The following is a 17,835-nucleotide window of genomic DNA, read 5'->3' as shown; positions in this document are numbered from 1 at the left end:
ACCTCTCCACGATGTCACGAAGAACAATCATAGACGATAATTCGCCAGGCCTAAGGCAAACAGCCCGATGGCATCGCGCGCACCGGGCTGGATAAGGGTTATTACTGCTGTTTCTTTTCGGCGGCTTCGACGTCACGATACCAGCGCGGGTGATGTTTCCTGGCCCAACGACGGCTCACTTTCCCTTCGATCATGCCGGTGATGGAGCCTTTTACCCAGAAGGCCATATACATATGTACCAGGATGGCCAGCATCAGTACGATGGCGGAAGTGGCATGCGCCAGCAGGCTCCAGCGAACGAGCCAGAGGGGGAAATTGTGGGCAAACAACGGCCGCCAGATGATCACCCCTGTCGCCAGCAGCACGGAAATCATGCTCATAATGGTCCAGAACATCATTTTTTGTCCGGCGTTATATTTCCCGACGTCCGCGACTTTATGCTCATTGCCCTTCAGCACCTCGACAATGCCTTTGATCCAAGGCAGATCCTGGCGGTCGGGAATGTTGTGATGCACGAAGCGCACAAACATCACCATCAGGATAAGGAAGATCGCCACGCCGAAAAAGGGGTGCAGGATCCGCCCCATCTGCGGCGTGCCGAAGGTTTGCGTCAGCCACTGTAACGACGGGAAAAAGAGCGCCAGACCGGATAACGCCACCAGAAAGAAGCACATCACCACCGTCCAGTGGCATGCGCGATCGATAAACTTGGTGCGCAGGATCTTGCGGTTACTCATGATCGCTCTCCTCGTCGTCATCCGTCTCTTTATTCGGCCCAATGCCGATATAGTGGAACAGCAACCCGGCAAACGTGGCGACAAACCCTGCAGCAGAGAGCGGTTTCAGGATCCCTTTCCACAGGTTTACCGGCACATCTATCTTCGGATCGGCAGGCAGATTGTGGTACAGCGCTGGCTGGTCGGCATGGTGCAGCACATACATCACATGTGTGCCGCCGACGCCTTGCGGGTTGTAGAGTCCTGCCTGGCGGTATCCACGCGCCTGTAACTGCGCCACGCGGGCTTCACCCCGTTCCAGCATTTCTGCTTTGGTACCAAAATGGATGGCGCCCGTCGGGCAAGTTTTTACACAGGCTGGCTCCTGACCTACGCTGACGCGATCAACGCACAGGGTGCATTTGTACACCCGGTTATCCTGCGGATTAAGACGCGGAATAGTAAACGGGCACCCGGCAATGCAGTAACCGCAGCCAATGCAGTGCTCTGACTGAAAGTCCACAATGCCGTTGGCGTACTGCACAATCGCGCCAGCGGAGGGGCAGGCTTTCAGGCAGCCGGGTTCCGCACAGTGCATACAGCCATCTTTGCGGATCAGCCACTCCAGCTTGTCGTAGTGCGTGGTTTCACTGAAACGCATCACCGTCCAGGATTTGGCACTCAGATCCAGCGGGTTGTCATAAACTCCGGCACAGTGGCCGACGTCATCGCGAATGTCGTTCCATTCGGAACAGGCCACCTGGCAGCCTTTACAGCCAATGCAGGTGGTCACGTCGATCAGTTTGGCGACCTCAGCACGGAAGTCACGCGCCTGCGGTGGCGGGGTCAGCCCGTTGGTGGCCGAGCGCTGGATAATGTCTTGTGATTGCATGGACATAACAGGGTTTCCTTACACCTTCTCGACATTGACTAAAAACGCTTTGTATTCCGGCGTTTGTGAGTTGGCATCGCCAACGGAGGGGGTCAGCGTGTTGGCGAGAAAGCCTTTGCGCGTCGCACCTTCAAACCCCCAGTGGCACGGAATGCCGATGGTATTCACCGGGTGTCCGTCGATGGTCAGCGTTTGCAGACGTTTAGTGACCACCGCTTTGGCTTTGATAAAACCGCGTTTGGACATCACTTTGACGGTATCGCCCGCCACAATGCCCTTCTCCTGCGCCAGGGCTTCGCCGATCTCAATAAACTGATCCGGCTGCGCAATGGCGTTTAAGCGGGCATGCTTTGTCCAGTGGCGGAATAGCTCAGTAATGGAGTACGTGGTCGCCACATAGGGGAAGGCATCCGCTTTGCCCATGTTTGCCATGTCATCATGGAAAATGCGCGCCACCGGGCTGGAGATCACCGCCGGGTGCAGCGGGTTGGTCCCGATCGGCGACTCGATCGGTTCGTAGTGCTCCGGGAACGGGCCATCGTTCATTTTGTCGATTGAGAACAGACGCGCCACCCCTTCCGGGTTCATGATAAAAGGCCCGACCTGGCTGTCTGGCGCGGCCTGGCTGTAATCGGCGACGTCCATACCCGCCCAGCGCTGACCGTCCCAGTGCAACAGCGCACGTTTGCTGTCCCAGGGTTTACCTGACGGATCGGCAGAGGCGCGGTTGTAGAGGATGCGGCGGTTGGCAGGCCATGACCAGGCCCAGCCGGGCGTACACCCCAGTCCATACGGATCGCTGTTGTCGCGGTTCGCCATCTGATTGCCGCGCTCGGTCCAGCTTCCGCAGTAAACCCAGCAAAAGCTGCTGGTGGAGCCGTCATCGCGCAACTGTGCGAAGCTGCTGAGCTGCTCGCCTTTTTTGGCAATCAGCACGCCTTTGTCGTCGTAAAGATCGCGCAGCGCGCGGCCATTGGCTTCGCGGGCAATTTCTTCCGGGTGCGGATCGCGCGGGTCGTGATAATCCCAGCGCATATTGAGCAGCGGTGCCGGGTTTGCGCCGCCTTCTTGCTGGTATAGCTCACGCAGGCGCATAAACAGGCGACCGAGGATTTTGCCATCGTGTAATGCTTCACCTGGTGGTTCCGCCGCTGCCCAGTGCCACTGCAACCAACGCCCGGAGTTGGCAATAGAGCCATCTTCTTCCGCAAAGCAGGATGACGGCAAACGGAACACTTCCGTCTGGATCTCCGCCGGGTTGACGTCGTTCATCTCACCGTGGTTCTGCCAGAAGGTGGAAGACTCCGTAACCAGCGGATCGATCACCACCATGTATTTCAGTTTTGCCAGTGCGCGGGAAGATTTGTTCTTATCCGGGAAGGCGGCCAGCGGGTTAAAACCCTGCACAATGTATCCATTGATCTTCCCTTCCAGCATCAGTTCCGCCTGGGTCATCACATCGTACAAACGGTCCCATTTCGGCAGCCAGTCATAGCCCCAATTGTTCTGCGCGGTGGCATTGTCGCCCCAAAAACTCTTCATCAAGCTGACAAAGAATTTCGGCGTATTCTGCCAGTAGTTAACCTCATTCACACCGAGTGAAGGCGGCGTGATTTGCGAGATATAGGTCTGGTAGTCGGGCTGTTTTTCCGACGGCAGCGGCATATAGCCGGGCAGATTGGTGGAGAGTAACCCGAGATCGGTATAGCCCTGAATATTGGAGTGGCCGCGCAAGGCATTGACCCCACCGCCCGCCATGCCGATGTTGCCCAGCAGGAGCTGGAGCATGCCTGCGGCGCGGATGATTTGCGCCCCGGCGGAGTGATGCGTCCAGCCCAGCGCATAGAGAATAGTGGCAGTGCGATCCGGTACACTGGTCGATGCCAGCAGGCGGCAAACATGGGTGAAATCTTTCACGCTGGTGCCGCACAAGCGGCTGACCATTTCTGGCGTGTAACGCGCCACGTGGGCTTTCAGCAGGTTCCACACACAGCGCGGGTGGCTGAGTGTCTCATCACGGAGCGCGTTACCCTGGGCATCCAGTTGGTAGAACCAGCTCGATTTGTCGTACTGACGTTTGGTTTTGTCGTAGCCGCTGAACAGCCCTTCATCAAAGGCGTAATCATCACGGATGATCAGGCTGGCATTGGTATAGTGACGCACATACTGGTGCTGGATTTGGTCATGCTCAATCAGATAGCGGATCGCACCCAGCAGGAATGCCGTGTCGGAGCCGGCACGGATCGGCGCATAGAAATCGGCCACCGCCGCGCTGCGGTTGAAGCGCGGGTCAACCACCACCACCGTGGCGTTATTTTTGGTTTGGGCTTCAACCACCCACTTAAAGCCCACCGGATGCGCTTCAGCCGCATTGCCGCCCATGATCAGCACTACGTTGGCGTTTTTAATATCCACCCAGTTGTTGGTCATCGCCCCGCGACCAAACGTCGGTGCCAGTGCGGAAACCGTCGGACCGTGGCATAACCGCGCCTGACAGTCGATAGCAACCATCCCCAGCGCGCGGGTGAATTTACCATCCAGAATGCCGGTTTCATTACTGGCCGCAGAGGAGCACAGCATCCCGGTGGTGGCCCAACGATTGACCGTTACGCCCTGTGCATTTTTTTCAATAAAATTGGCATCGCGGTCGGCTTTCATTAAGCGAGCAATACGTTCAATAGCATCGTCCCAGCTTATTCGTTGCCATTTATCCGATCCTGGCGCGCGATATTCCGGATACAGCAGACGATTCTCACTGTGAATATAATCGAGAACCCCTGCGCCTTTTGGACACAATGAACCCCGGCTGACAGGATGATCGGCATCGCCTTCAATATGGTAAATACTTTCGCGGACATTTTTGGCATTGTCGCCAAGACTGTACATCAGCATGCCGCAGCCCACTGAGCAGTAAGTACAGTTATTTCGCGTCTCTTTTGCTTTTAAAAGTTTGTATTGACGAGTTTCCGCTTGCGCGGAAAAAGATGATAAAAAACCGAGGGATGCGACAGTTGTTCCTGCCATACCGCCCGCACAGATGCGAAAAAACTGCCTCCGGCTGAGATCCATTTAACCTCCAGCTTAAACTTAAGACATGAAAAGGGACGGAGATTATAGGGATATTTTTATAACTTAACCATTATCCATTTATGGTTATTTTTGCGGGTAATTCTGGGCAGATTGTTATTTAACTAAAGTTAGCGGCAGAGGATCTTCTCTGCCGGTTTATTAATGAGTCGCGTTAAATATGGCGCTGCCAATACGGGCAATGGCGTCATTACTTTCGGCGAGGGTGGCGTGGGTATTCGTTATATAAATACTTACGATACGAGGACTCTTTTTCCCGGGCCAGACAATACTGATAATCGACCGCGAACCGTAATCCCCGGCACCGGTTTTATCGCCTATCACCCAGCCTGCGGGCAGCACTTTGCGCAACAGCGGGTTGGCCACTTTATCTTCACGCATCCATTGCACCAGTTGTGCGCGCGAAAGGGGTGTTAACACGTCTCCCAGCGCCAGTTTTTGCAACGTCTGGCTTACGGCGATCGGCGTGGTGGTATCGCGCATATCCCCTGGAATTGCGCTATTTAAAGTAGGCTCATTGCGGTCCAGCCGCGTGACACTGTCACCCAACTGCGCCATATAGCGGGTGAATGCTGCTGGCCCCCCTACCTTTTTCGCGACAAGATTGGCCGCGGTATTATCGCTTTCGCTAACGGCAGCGCGACATAATTGCTGCCAGCTCATGCTCGCTGGCGCAACATATTTGCTGGTCACCGGCGAGTAGGTCACCAGTTCGCTCTGGGTAAAGTGGGTGGTATCCTGCAGGGTCAGTTCGCCGTGGTCGACTTTGCTGAGCAGCATCCCGCACAACAGCGCTTTATGGGTGCTGTTAAGCGGGAAACGCTCATTACCGCGATAACTCACCGTTTCGCCGCTGCCGGTATCTACCACGGCAATGCCAATACGTGCGTCGAGGCGCGCCTCTTGCAGGCGGGCAACCGCCGTCAGCGTCGCCATATCAATATTGGCGGCACTGACCGGCAAGGTGCTCGCCAGGCACAGAGCACAGAATAATTTCTTCGGGAAAAACATAGGTATAATCCTTTATCAGGCTAACGACATCACAAATGGGCAGCATGGTTAACTCCGCAGTAGTGTACAGATGTTTCGGTGAACCGCTGATGACTTTGCAGTATGAGCATAGCGAACTGGGATCACTGGCAGCGGGCAATATTCGCGTAAAAATGCGGTTTGCTCCGGTCAATGCCTCGGATTTGATCCCGGTAACCGGGGCGTACCGTCACCGCATCACCCTGCCCGCCACCGCTGGTTATGAAGGGGTTGGCGTGGTAACTGAGGCGTCTGGCGACGCGGTAGCGTTATTGGGTCAGCGGGTATTGCCTTTGCGCGGCCAGGGCACCTGGCAGCAGTACGTCGATTGCCCGGCCGCGTTCGCCGTTGCGGTGCCGACGGATATTGATGATAGCCTCGCGGCCAGAGCCTGGATCAACCCGATGGCAGCGCTGCTGATGCTTCAGCACTTTCCGCCTGCGGGCAAACAGGTTGTTGTGACGGCGGCGGGCTCCGACTGTGCTGGTTTTCTGGCCCAGTGGGCCAGGCTTAGCGGCGCAACACGGGTTACCGGAATTTACCGCTCAGCCATACATGCCGACAGGCTGGCCGCCAACGGGATCACACCACTGGCCGATACCGCGACCGATGCCATACAACAGGCCGCCCGCGATGCAGAGGTGGTATATGACGCTACTGGCGGCGCGCTGGCGGCGTTACTGCTTAGCGCCATGCCGCGGCACGGGCAATTTGTCAGTTACGGGTTGCTTTCCGGGCAGCCGTTCACTCTCCGCCAGGGTCAGCCTGCCGTGCACTGGTTTCACATCCGTAATTATCTTGATACCCTGCCTGCCGCCGCCTGGCAGCAGGCATTTGGTACGATCTGGGCGCGCTTACGTCATAGCCCCTGCGCCGGTGTGTCGCTGTTTGGCCTGCCGCAGTGGCAGGATGCCGTGCGGTTCTACCAGACAGCGGGCAGAACCACCCGGCCCGTGTTGGCAATGGATTAAGACCGACAGGCGGAGCAGACCCGCACTTTAATGCGGTGATTCAATAAATTGCCCGGTTCGGAGATCGAGCCTGAAATCGCGCGCATCGTACGGTGGATCCCAGTCGCCCGAACCATAAACGATACCCTCTTCAATCCGGTGTACGCCTACACAATCGTAACCACACTGTGGCGATTTCCAGACGATGCCACGCTGCACATTGATCAGGAAAACATACTCAAAGGTGGCAACGAGGAAATCATCCGTCAGCGTTTCAAGGTACTCCGGCACCGGGCAAAGTTGTGACACGTAATCCTGCAGAAACCAGGATGTGGTGCGCTGAGAAGCAATATCGAACAGGTGCACATGTTGTCCGCAAATGAAGGCCACCTTTCGGTCATTGCTCAGGGTATGGCTGAAACACTGAACCAACAGGAAACCTAACTCATCCACCCCTACATACACATGCAGTAACGCCTCCACGCGATTGCCGTTGCAGACCACCACCTTGCGCCGCAGTGCGCCACGCTCACCAAAGGGGTTAACCTCAAGTACCACGAGTTCGTTGGCAGGCGGCCATTCGAGATCATCCCTGTTGATGTAATCCCCCGACACGTAGTCGGAATGATCGAGGATAAGAAACCAGGCGCGGTATGTCATAACGGCAATCTCCATGAGCAACTCTGCGGCAAGCATAGCGGTGAGTTCTGCCACAGACAATGACTGTCGTTTCAGTGCCACTGCAGACAGGTTTTGCCATACTGACAACATAAAAACGGAGGAACCATGCTGATTGCCCAACTGAGTGATATTCACGCCACAGCCGGTAATGATAACCTGCAGCGTTTGCGTCAGGCCGTTGACTGGCTTATCTCTCTGCAACCCGACATGGTTGTGCTGACGGGCGATCTCACCGATGACGGCTGGCATGAGGGTTACCTGGCGATCGCCACGGAGTTACGGCGCCTATCCTGCCCGACGCGGATCTTGCCGGGCAACGCCGACGACAAACAGGTGATGTGTGCCGCACTGCCTGACTTTGCGCACCGCCGGCCAACCGACGCGCTGCATTTTAGCGAGGTGGTGGCTGGCGTGCCGCTGATTGGCGTAGACGTTACCGTCTCCGGAGAGAGCGGCGGCGATATTCGCCCGCACCTCGCCTGGCTTGAAACCGCGCTCGCGGCTTACCCGCAACCGGCAGTGATCTTTTTGCATCAGCACCTTTTCACGAGCGGTATTACGCCGATCGACAGCGCCATCTGCCTGGGTGCAGAGGCCTTATTCCCCCTCTTCTCGCGGCTGGCGTTTCCGCCGCTGGCGCTGTGTAGTGGACATGTGCACCGCACTGCCAGCGCGGTGGTTGCCGGCGTTCCGGCATTGATTTGCGGATCAATTTGCCCGGCTAACCCGCTGCTGCTCGAGGATCGCCCTGTACAACCCGTGACCGATCCGGTCACCCTGATGATCCATGACGTGTGCAACGGGGAACGTGTCAGCCATGTTGTCGCCCTGCAGGCTCAGGCCTCGCCTTCCCAGTAATCTACCCCTGGCCCGCGAAAATCCACCCGGCGAAAATCGTCCTGGCCCTCCGTGCGGGCGCGGGCGAGAAATTTGTTCGCATCCGGGTATTCGCAGATCTCCGGGCTTTCCATGGTACTGATCGAAATGTAACGCAGCGGGTGATCCGACGTATTAATGATCTGATGAGGCCAGTCTTTACCCGGCGGGATGCAAATCACATCCCCCTCCTTAATGGGCCGTTGTTCATCACCAATACGCAGCGTGCCAGTGCCATTGAGCACAATAAACATCTCTTCCTGGGCATGGTGCAAATGAAACGGACACCCGCGTTTGCCAGGCGGCAGCGTATCGACAGAGGCGCCCAGTTTACCGGCGGCCGTGCCTTTGGTGAGCGATCCCCATTGCGTTGTGTACAACGGTGGGCGCTCAAAGGTCTCCAGTGCTATTTCGTTGAAATTATGGATCACAAAGGGAGGCTGAGTTGTGTTGGTCATAAACGGTTCCTGTAAGCGGGTTCACCCTTCAGTATTGAAATGCCCTTATCGGCCTGTCAATTTTCTGCCCATTAGGGGATTGTCTGCGTGCAGCTGGCACCCGTAACGCAAACTATTCTGACGGGCTCGCCGTTATCAAACCTGCCTGGCTGTACATCTTTCGCTTTGCTGTCCTATCCTTGAACAATAAAAGTAAAATATTCTGCTGAGGTCACACGGTTCCGGTAGTCAGAGTGATACTGTTGCTTATATATTTGGAAAACTTATACAAAAGTACACGGGTGTGCGAGGTAGCGAATGTATTCTTTTGTGGCCAGACAGGCGATATTTGATAAGCAATTAAACACCGTCGGTTACGAACTCCTTTTCAGGGACAGTATGGATAACCGTTTTCCGGATGTTTCTGCTGAGCAGGCTACCACCCAGTTAATTGAGGAGCAGTTTCTCAGCGCCCCGGTCGGGCGCAAAAATGATAACAGCACCGTATATGTCAACTTCCCCTACCAATTATTAGTAGAAGGTCTGGCGGAAACGCTGCCGAAAAATCGCGTTGTCATTGAGATCCTTGAAAACGCAGAACCTGACCGCAAGCTGCTGGAAACCGTAAAACGCCTGCATAACCAAGGTTTTCGCGTGGCGCTGGATGATTTTACCCCCGGCAGCGACTGGGAAAAATTCATGCCTTATGTCGACGTGATTAAATTTGATATAAGGCAAACCTCGTCAGAGGAGATTGGGCTTTATATTCGCCAAAACCGCGACGCATTACGTCACACCATTTTTCTGGCGGAAAAAGTCGAAACCTACGAGGAGTTTGAAACCTATAAGAAATTAGGATTCAACCTTTTTCAGGGCTATTTTTTCAGCAAGCCGATTGTCACTAAGCGAAATAAACTGGTGCAAAACCGTGCATTCGCGCTGAAATTGATGCAGGAAGTTAACGTCGAATCGCCTAATTTAAATAAAATTGAAGATCTTTTAAAACGCGACGTTTCCCTTTCCTTCAAAATTATGCGTTACGCTCAGAATATTCTCTATAACACACGCGGTATCACCGGGTTTCGCAACCAGTCGTTGCGCGACATTGTGCTCTATCTCGGCATGGGCGAAATGCGCCGTTTTGTGCTCATGGCCTGTCTGACCTCCTTTGAGGAAGTGTCGAATACTGAAATTTATTATCTGAGCCTTATCCGGGCAAAATTCTGCGAACGCGTGGCAGCGCAAACCCTGAGCAGCAAAGTGGTGAATGACGCCTTTATGGTCGGGCTTTTCTCTCTGCTGGATGTGATCCTCGGCCTGCCGCTGGATGAGCTTCTGGAACAAATCACCGTTGCGCCGGATGTGGAAAAAGCGCTGCAGAGTGAGAGCGGTAAACTTTATCCGATCCTGCAGCTGGCGCGGCTCTATGAACTGCGGATGTGGGACGAGGCGAACAACGTGGCGGAAGGAATCGGTTTACCGCCCGCCGAGATTGGCGAATTGATGAATCAGGCCGCAAGATGGGCCGATGAGTTGCCGATTACCGTTTCTCGTTAATTCCGGTACGGGATATTTCTGGCGCAGGAATCCGCTTTTTCTGCGCCAGGACATTACATATTGAAACAATATTTCAATAGACTTAAATACATTTCCATTACATTCCAGCCTTTCTTTATCCCCTTAATTCAAATTGATTTTCTGCTATGTGCCGTTGCACATAATTCACGTCGTAATGTGATTAAGATCAGATAAAAACATCAATATTTTCCCAATTATTGCCGTTATTAATAATACCTTTCTTTGTATAGCGTAGGACTATGAAAAAAATAGCGCAGGCCACTGTTCTGACCAAATTGCTCGTCGGCTTCTCCATCCTGATTGTGATGATGTTGCTGCTGGGCGTAGTGTCAATTTATCAACTCAACTCCAGCAATCATCGTATTGATCAATTCCGTGAAAACCGCCTTCCCGGCGTGCGATACACCCTCGAAATGCGAGGTGTCTTGTCGGAGATGCGTTTGCAGCAGATCCAGTACATTACTTCCACGACGACCGAATCCCGCGAGCAACATCGCGGCGAATTACTGCAAAACCAGGCTATCTTCCTCAATGCACAGCAGCAGTACGCCAAAACCTCTGCCGATGCCCCCCAGGAGATGCGCGCGCTGTTTGCCACCGTGGTCGATAACTTCAAAAACTTTGTCGACGTGAACGCCAAAGTGATTGATGCCGTTAGCAGCGGAAATACCGACGAGGCTTCTAAAATCAGCGGTGCGGTGTCAGCAAAATACCGTACTCAGTTGATGAAAGATCTGGCAACGCTGGTGGATATGGAACTGGCTTTAGGTGATAAAGCCAGCGCTGAATCGCAAGCGGACTATAACCAGTCGTTATACATGTTGACAGGTTTACTGCTGTTGGCTCTGATCGCCACCGGTATGATCGCCCTGTTTATTTCGCGTAATCTCTCCCGTCAGTTAGGCGGTGAACCGGCGTATGCCGTGTCGATCATGAAGGAGATTGCCGCCGGAAACCTGAGCGCGAATGTCGATCTCCGCAATAATGATAGCCAGAGCCTGCTGGCAACCATCAAGTTTATGAACAGCCAGCTGGCGGAAATTATCAACGGGATTATCAACGGCAGCGAATCCATTTCCCATGCTGCCAGCGAAATCGCCGAAGGCAACAATGATTTGTCGCAGCGCACAGAGGAGCAAGCGGCTTCGCTGGTGCAAACCTCGTCGAACATGCAGCAAATCACAGAAAATGTGAAGAGCAATGCCGAGAACGCGCGCAAAGCCAGCGACCTGGCTCGCCAGACATCGCAAACGGCGGTGAAAGGCGGCAAAGAGGTCCACGACATGCTGAAGCGTATGCATGAAATCTCGGACAGTTCGCAAAAAATCGTCGACATTATCTCCGTCATTGAAGGCATTGCATTCCAGACCAATATCCTCGCCCTTAACGCCGCAGTGGAAGCCGCGCGCGCCGGGGAACAGGGCAAAGGTTTTGCGGTGGTGGCAGGCGAAGTACGTAACCTTGCGCAGAAAAGTGCAGATGCGGCAAAAGAGATCAAGCAGTTGATTGAAGGGACGGTTGAGAAAATCACCGACGGTTCACGTTTTGCCGACACCGCCAGCCGTGCGATGGAAGACATTGTCACCTCGGTGAATAAGGTGACGGACATCGTGGCGGAAATCTCTGCTGCCTCCACCGAACAGCATCAGGGTATTAAGGAGATTAGCGTCGCTATTGATCAAATGGATCAGGTGACACAGCAGAACGCCACGCTGGTGGAGCAAGCGGCTGTCGCTGCCCAGTCCATGACTGAGCAGAGCGAAATCCTGCGCGATTCTGTGCGTTTCTTCCAGCTGGCGCGTTAACCCGCACGCTGCGCTGTCACACCCGCCCGGCTTGTTATGGGCTGGGTGTGACAGCACGGCGCAAGCCTTTCACGAGGCCAGGATAACAGCTCGCCTGGCAATCACCGACCTGTTTACCTTGCTTGCGGCAGTGCGTACAGGGCCTGGCGTCGGTTTTTTACGGGCTTTTAGAGTGAAGATGAGTTACGCGCAGGCCGGCTGATGAGTGTGCTGAATGAGTGGACACAACCTTTTAAAGGGTTGTGCCTTTATTATCCGGGACATCGTCACATCCCGGATGTGTTTGCGGGCATTTATCAGCTTTATTCAACAAGCGCGCTGACTATTGCAGTTGGGCGCGTTCCAGACCATAAGCGCTGTCATACGTTCCCGGTGCAGTTTGCTGCAATAACATCACGCGGTTCCAGCTATTGATAATGGCAATCGCGAAGGTCAGTTCAGAGAGTTCAACCTCACTAAAATGTTCACGTACCTCGCGGTAAAGCGTGTCTGTCACGCCGTGTTCCGACGGGCGTGTTAACGCTTCGGTCAGTGCCAGCGCCGCACGCTCTTTGGCAGTAAACAGGGGGGATTCGCGCCACACGGCAAGATGATACAGGCGTAACTCGCGCTCACCGTGGATCCTGGCCTGTTTCACATGCATATCCAGGCAGAATGTGCAGCCATTAAGCTGTGAGGCGCGGATATCAACCAGATCTTTAACGCTGCTGTCGAGGCTGCTGTCGTGCGATGCCTGGCTGGCGTCGCTCAGGGATTTGATCAGTGCCGGAGCCAGTTGGAAAATATTGATGCGGTTGCTCATAGTTATTTACCTCGTTTATTGATTCGACAGCGGCTATATTACGTTCTTATGGCGTAGTAGAAAGACGCAAAAAGCAGGAATTTAGGTAGGACATGAAGCCGGGATATAAAGCGATTTATGAGCAATATCGCCACAGCATTAGCAGTGGTTTACTGAAACCCGGCGATAAAGTGCCTTCGGTGAGGGTGTTAGCCACTGAACTGGGCGTGGCACGCAAAACGGTTGAAACAGCATGGGCGATCCTGGTGGGTGAAGGCTATCTGGTGAGCCAGGGCGCACGCGGTACGCGGGTCAATCCGGATCTGGTTATCGCCCGCGCAGCCCCTGCACCTTTGCCAGCGTCCGTTTCAGGCATAGCGCCAGGCGTAGCCGACAGTTTTGCCGATCGGGAGGGATTTCTCCGCCTCGGCATCCCCTCACTGGATGCTTTCCCCTATAAGAAATGGCTGCTGCTCTGCGGTAAAGCGGTACGCTCTATGTCTCCAGAAGAAATGATCAATCCGCCGCTGATGGGTTACGGCCCGCTGCGGGAAGCCATTGCCCAGTACCTGACGGTTTCACGCGGGGTGAATTGCTCAGCGGAACAGGTGTTTATTACCAGCGGATATAATAATAACCTGCGGCTGATCCTCAACACACTGGGCACAGCAGACGATAAAGTACTGTTTGAAGATCCCGGGTTTTATTTTGGCCAGCAAACACTGAAGCGTATTGCCCGCAACCTTCATTTTGTGCCGGTCGATGATCAGGGTGTGAATGTGGACTTTTTACAGCGCTATCACCGCGATGCACGTTTTCTTTTTGTGACACCGTCACATCAAAGCCCACTTGCCGTTACACTCACTTTGCCACGCAAGCAACAGTTGCTGGCGTGGGCACAGCGCCACCATAGCTGGATTATTGAAGATGATTATGACGGCGAATTTCATTACACCCGTAAAGTGTTACCGGCGCTGAAAAGCCTCGATACGCAGGATCGTGTCATTTATATGGGCACATTCAGCAAAACTGTGATGCCTGCGTTACGCATCAGTTACCTTGTGCTGCCCCGCGCAACGCTGGCGCAGTTTCGTGAAACGGGCGGGTTAACGGAAAGTGGCCAGCCCGTGCTGACGCAAAAAATCCTCACCGCATTTCTCAGTGAAGGCCATTTTTATAAGCATTTGAAAAGGATGCGACCGCTCTACTCTCAGCGCAGAGATATGATGCTGGCCGCGCTGGAGCAAGTTTACCCTCAGCTTTTTAGCATAGAAGTGAGCGATGGCGGGATGCACGTTATTGCTTTTTTGCGCACCAGTACTGAAGACGTGCGGCTGGCGCAAATATGGCAACGCCATCAGTTACAGGTGAGCGCGCTGTCACCCTGGTATAACCAGAACAGTAAGCGCTACGGATTAATTATGGGCTATACCAATGTGCGTTCGCGGGAAGAAGTTGTCGCCCTGTTACAGCGCCCGGCGCAGGAAACGCGGGCGCTGTTGAGCACGTAAATACGTTACGGCAAACTGCTGACCAGGGACAAATCCCACGCAGTAGCGAGAAGAGATAAGCTGACAACCAGGGTCACAACTAACGAAACCGTTTTATCTGACTTTTCCATCGCATGTCCCTCTGTATGGTGGGTATCGCCATTAGACAGGGTAAATCTTAATGATTCCTTACTCTCTCTTTGTCAGTTTAGGTCAGTTGGTAGTTTTTGCCTGGTGTCATTTTGTGCGGAAGGACGTCGGCATCATTCATTTGCAACAAATCAATCTCGATGGCATTGCAAATGGCATCCAGCGGCAGGTCGTTATCCTCCTCGCCGAAGGGATCTTCCAGCTCTTCCGCCAGCGTGTCCAGCGAGATAAAGGTGTAGGAGATCAATACCGAGATAAACGGTGTCATGTAGTGCAAATCCACCACCAACGCGAACGGCAGCATAATGCAAAACAGGTAGACCGTGCGGTGCAGGATCAGCGAATACGCGAACGGCAACGGTGTGGTGAAAATGCGCTCACAACCGGAGAGCACCGCCGACATATCATGCAAACGCTGTGTAATGCTGTGAAACAGGATGTCCGACAGCGCGCCCTGCGCACGGCGTTCACCCAACCACTCTGCCATTAACAACAAAATGCGGTTCGCCGGAGAATGGGCATTCACCACGTTGTGAAGATCCTGTGGCGTAAGGTATTTCGCCAGGACGTCACCCTGCGGTTTTCGCCGCAGCGTCATTCTCAGACAGTGTGCAAACGCGATTTGCAGGCGGATAAAATGCGCCAGGCCCGCGTCATTTGGCAACGTTGTTTTTACTTCACGCAGTAATGACCGCGAGGCAATCATCAGCTGGCCCCATAACAAACGCGCTTCGCTGTAACGGGCAAAACAGGCGTTATTGCGAAAACCGAGAAAGATAGCGATTGCCACACCGAGAATACTGAACGGTGCCACCGTCAGTTTGATGCCCAGCGAGGTATACCAGGGCAACATCAGCACGACGGCAATCGACAGCAGAAAATTCATCAACAGTCGGGAAGCGATTTTGGGGAGCACTGAGCCGTGCCAGACGAAGAGACGAGAAAGCCAGTGTTGTTCAGGTCGGACAATCATTTTGCATCATAAGGAAATGGGAAACGGCACTATTAAACGTGATCGCAATCACGGTTGCAAGGTTGCTAATAAATTGTGACGGAAATATGCCCTACTAAACCGAGTCCTGGCGCAGAGGTTACTGAAACCTGTTATACAACTATCTATAAGTATGTTGTAACTAACGCGCTACACCTTGTCTCTTAACCCTTTCCTGTTCGTGCTTGTACCCGCGTTCGGGGATAAAAAAACCCGGCCGTAGCCGGGTTTTATCGATGAAACGTATTCAGCTGGCTATCAGCACAGCGGTTTTACCGCCGCGCGCATACCCTGGCGCAGGATAGCATCCAGGTCGAGCGTCACCTGCTCCACCAGTCCGCTGACTTGTGTCAGATCCTGTTCCCAGTGTTCGCTGACCGAAAGCACGGCTTTGACCAGTTCGCTGGTGCTGATTTGACGATCGCCATGCTGGCTCCACAGCAGTTGGAAACGTTCGATCCAGTGCGCGTCATCCTGCACCGGATAGGTTTCGCCGTTGCGCTCGCCGCGATAAAAAGCAATCAAGGCGGCCAGAGCAAATGTCAGGCGTGACGGCAGTTTACCGTGGTTCTGCTGGCCTGCCAGCAGTTGCGGCAGGATACGGGTGCGGAACTTGGTCATGCCATTCAGCGCAATAGAGAGCAGCTGGTGTTTGATGTACGGGTTGCGAAAACGCCCGGTTACAGCGCTGGCGAACGACTCCAGTTCATCGCGCGGCAGATCCAGCACCGGAATGATCTCTTCATAGATGGCTTTCTCAACAAACGCGCAAATTTCGCTGTCGTTCATCGCTTCGCCCACGGTGTCCAGCCCCGCCTGCCACGCCACCGGCACCAGCGCGGTGTGCGCACCATTAAGGATGGCAACCTTACGTTCTTTATAAGGCTTGATATCGTCAACAATCAGAACGTTCAGCGCCAGCTTGTCGAGACGCAGCTCAGAAGCCAGTGATTTAGGGCCCTGGATCACAAACAGATAGAAGTGTTCAGCGGTGTCGAGGAAGTTATCTTTATATCCCAGTTCCGCTTCCAGTTTTGCCACTTCATCACGCGGGTAGCCGGTAACGATGCGGTCGACCAGCGTGGAGCAGAAAGCGTTCGCCGTGTCGATCCACTGGATGAAATCATTGCCCAGCGCCCACTCTTGCGCGTAGCGCAGCACCAGTTCACGCAGGGCTTCGCCATTGTAATCAATCAGTTCACAAGGAATGATCACCCAGCCTTTATCGGCTGCGCCAGAGAAGTGGCTGAAGCGTTCATAAAGCAGGCGGGTCAGTTTTGCCGGGTAGCTGACGGCCGGGGCATCGGCAAATTTGTCGCCCGCATGGTAGCTGATACCCGCTTCAGTGGTGTTCGAGAACACAAAGCGGATGTCCGGATTGTGCGCCAGTTTCAGAAACTCATCATAGTGCGTGTAAACACTGATTTCGCGGTTCACCGAGCGGATCACGCGGGCATCGCTAACGGCTTCGCCCTGCTCGTTCAGACCACGAATAATGGTGGTGTACAGACCATCCTGGGTACTGAGGGACGGCGGGAAATCACTCTGGATTGGCCTAACCACCACCACACCGGCGTTAAGGTCGGTGTGCTCGTTCAGCAGATCGATTTGCCAGTCGACAAAAGCGCGCAAAAAATTTCCTTCGCCGAACTGAATAATACGTTCAGGGTATTCAGCGCCGGGAAAATTGCGACGGTTTAATGTGTTCACAGTGGGTTCCTTTTTTGATTAGTCATACAACCTTGGAAGATTGGTGTAATAACTTACCAGACTTTTCGACCATGGAACCCTGTTTTGATCAAAATGAGATGTCTTATTGACCGCCGTTATATGAACTTGTAAAAAATTGTCGTAGCCGTCACATTTCCGTCCGGCATCAGGGCGTAACGCGGGATCTCCCCCACCCGTTGCCAGCCACATTGCGCATAGAAGTTTTCAGCCCCGCTACCGGTGGCAGTATCCAGCACCAGTACGCTTTTACCGTGGGCCCTGGCTTCCGTTTCCAGCGCATCCATTAGTTGTCGGGCCAGCCCCTGACGACGGGCTTTTTCATGGACTAAAAGCTTGGAGACATCGGCGCGATGCGGCTGGTTTTCTGGTTGCTCGAGCACCACCTGTACCGTGCCGACGATCCCGCCGGTATCATCTTCTGCCACCAGCACAATACGCTCGCCGCGCGCGACGCTGGCCGCCACGCCGGACCAGAATTGAAGGGATTTTTCACGCGATAAGGGATGCATAAAACTGACAGAAGCGCCGCCGGAAACACAATTTTCCAGCACCTCGCACAAGTTGTTGATGTGCAGAGAGAGACGATTGCCCGAAAGGGCATGGATATGATAAGTGGTCATTTTTCGTCCTTATAAAACAAC

15 protein-coding genes are annotated in these 17,835 nt (G+C 54.0%); 5 read left to right on the top strand and 10 right to left on the bottom strand.

Annotated elements, in window-relative coordinates; translation table 11 throughout:
- Window positions 1-101 precede the first annotated feature (101 nt).
- From fdnI to bla, 4 genes are all read right to left on the bottom strand, one after another.
- Window positions 102-737, bottom strand: coding sequence for a formate dehydrogenase-N subunit gamma (gene fdnI, locus RTX30_RS01970; RefSeq protein ID WP_409429787.1), 636 nt, complete (start codon window positions 735-737; stop codon window positions 102-104).
- A complete protein-coding gene (fdxH, locus tag RTX30_RS01965) occupies window positions 730-1,614 on the bottom strand; it encodes a formate dehydrogenase subunit beta (protein WP_312686288.1) in 885 nt (294 codons plus the stop codon). Before fdxH ends, fdnI begins: the two co-directional genes overlap by 8 nt.
- Before the next feature lie 12 nt (window positions 1,615-1,626).
- Window positions 1,627-4,677 (bottom strand): formate dehydrogenase-N subunit alpha, encoded by a 3,051-nt coding sequence (gene fdnG / locus RTX30_RS01960; protein ID WP_312686286.1) that lies wholly within the window; start codon window positions 4,675-4,677, stop codon window positions 1,627-1,629.
- A 159-nt stretch (window positions 4,678-4,836) separates the two neighbouring features.
- Complete coding sequence (gene bla, locus RTX30_RS01955; RefSeq protein WP_312686285.1) at window positions 4,837-5,706, bottom strand: class A beta-lactamase; 870 nt, start codon at window positions 5,704-5,706, stop codon at window positions 4,837-4,839.
- Between the two features lie 44 nt (window positions 5,707-5,750).
- Here bla and RTX30_RS01950 point away from each other — a divergent pair, with 44 nt between their 5' ends.
- Window positions 5,751-6,695 carry a zinc-dependent alcohol dehydrogenase family protein gene (locus tag RTX30_RS01950; protein ID WP_312686284.1) on the top strand — a complete coding sequence of 315 codons (945 nt, stop codon included), beginning with the start codon at window positions 5,751-5,753 and terminating at the stop codon, window positions 6,693-6,695.
- A 27-nt stretch (window positions 6,696-6,722) separates the two neighbouring features.
- Here the strand turns inward: RTX30_RS01950 and RTX30_RS01945 are convergent, their stop codons facing one another.
- On the bottom strand, window positions 6,723-7,445 hold the full coding sequence (locus tag RTX30_RS01945) for a hypothetical protein (RefSeq protein WP_312686282.1): 723 nt from the start codon (window positions 7,443-7,445) through the stop codon (window positions 6,723-6,725).
- 15 nt (window positions 7,446-7,460) lie between these two features.
- Here RTX30_RS01945 and RTX30_RS01940 point away from each other — a divergent pair, with 15 nt between their 5' ends.
- A complete protein-coding gene (locus RTX30_RS01940; protein WP_312686280.1) occupies window positions 7,461-8,213 on the top strand; it encodes a metallophosphoesterase in 753 nt (250 codons plus the stop codon).
- Here the strand turns inward: RTX30_RS01940 and RTX30_RS01935 are convergent.
- Window positions 8,192-8,689 (bottom strand): cupin domain-containing protein, encoded by a 498-nt coding sequence (locus tag RTX30_RS01935; protein ID WP_312686279.1) that lies wholly within the window; start codon window positions 8,687-8,689, stop codon window positions 8,192-8,194. The genes RTX30_RS01940 and RTX30_RS01935 overlap by 22 nt on opposite strands.
- A gap of 378 nt (window positions 8,690-9,067) precedes the next feature.
- Between RTX30_RS01935 and RTX30_RS01930 the strand changes: the two genes are divergently transcribed.
- Both RTX30_RS01930 and RTX30_RS01925 read left to right on the top strand, forming a co-directional pair.
- Window positions 9,068-10,225 carry an EAL domain-containing protein gene (locus RTX30_RS01930; protein ID WP_312686278.1) on the top strand — a complete coding sequence of 386 codons (1,158 nt, stop codon included), beginning with the start codon at window positions 9,068-9,070 and terminating at the stop codon, window positions 10,223-10,225.
- Between the two features lie 260 nt (window positions 10,226-10,485).
- On the top strand, window positions 10,486-12,051 hold the full coding sequence (locus RTX30_RS01925; RefSeq protein WP_312686276.1) for a methyl-accepting chemotaxis protein: 1,566 nt from the start codon (window positions 10,486-10,488) through the stop codon (window positions 12,049-12,051).
- A gap of 322 nt (window positions 12,052-12,373) precedes the next feature.
- Here the strand turns inward: RTX30_RS01925 and RTX30_RS01920 are convergent, their stop codons facing one another.
- Entirely contained in the window at window positions 12,374-12,853 is a 480-nt protein-coding gene (locus RTX30_RS01920) for a carboxymuconolactone decarboxylase family protein (protein WP_312686274.1), read from the bottom strand.
- Window positions 12,854-12,945: 92 nt separating this feature from the next.
- Between RTX30_RS01920 and RTX30_RS01915 the strand changes: the two genes are divergently transcribed.
- Window positions 12,946-14,343 (top strand): PLP-dependent aminotransferase family protein, encoded by a 1,398-nt coding sequence (locus RTX30_RS01915; protein ID WP_312686272.1) that lies wholly within the window; start codon window positions 12,946-12,948, stop codon window positions 14,341-14,343.
- A gap of 187 nt (window positions 14,344-14,530) precedes the next feature.
- Here RTX30_RS01915 and RTX30_RS01910 read toward each other — a convergent pair whose 3' ends face one another.
- The 3 genes from RTX30_RS01910 to RTX30_RS01900 form a co-directional block, all read right to left on the bottom strand.
- Window positions 14,531-15,445 carry a bestrophin family ion channel gene (locus RTX30_RS01910; protein WP_312686269.1) on the bottom strand — a complete coding sequence of 305 codons (915 nt, stop codon included), beginning with the start codon at window positions 15,443-15,445 and terminating at the stop codon, window positions 14,531-14,533.
- A gap of 276 nt (window positions 15,446-15,721) precedes the next feature.
- Window positions 15,722-17,173, bottom strand: coding sequence for a tagaturonate reductase (locus tag RTX30_RS01905; RefSeq protein WP_312686266.1), 1,452 nt, complete (start codon window positions 17,171-17,173; stop codon window positions 15,722-15,724).
- 116 nt (window positions 17,174-17,289) lie between these two features.
- Entirely contained in the window at window positions 17,290-17,814 is a 525-nt protein-coding gene (locus RTX30_RS01900; RefSeq protein ID WP_312686265.1) for a GNAT family N-acetyltransferase, read from the bottom strand.
- Window positions 17,815-17,835: the final 21 nt, after the last annotated feature.

This window comes from Kosakonia sp. (assembly GCF_032052965.1).
In the GTDB taxonomy this organism is placed as follows: Bacteria; Pseudomonadota; Gammaproteobacteria; order Enterobacterales; family Enterobacteriaceae; genus Kosakonia.
The sequence above is the reverse complement of the archived record's forward strand: the minus strand, read 5'-3'. Positions and strand labels throughout refer to the sequence as shown.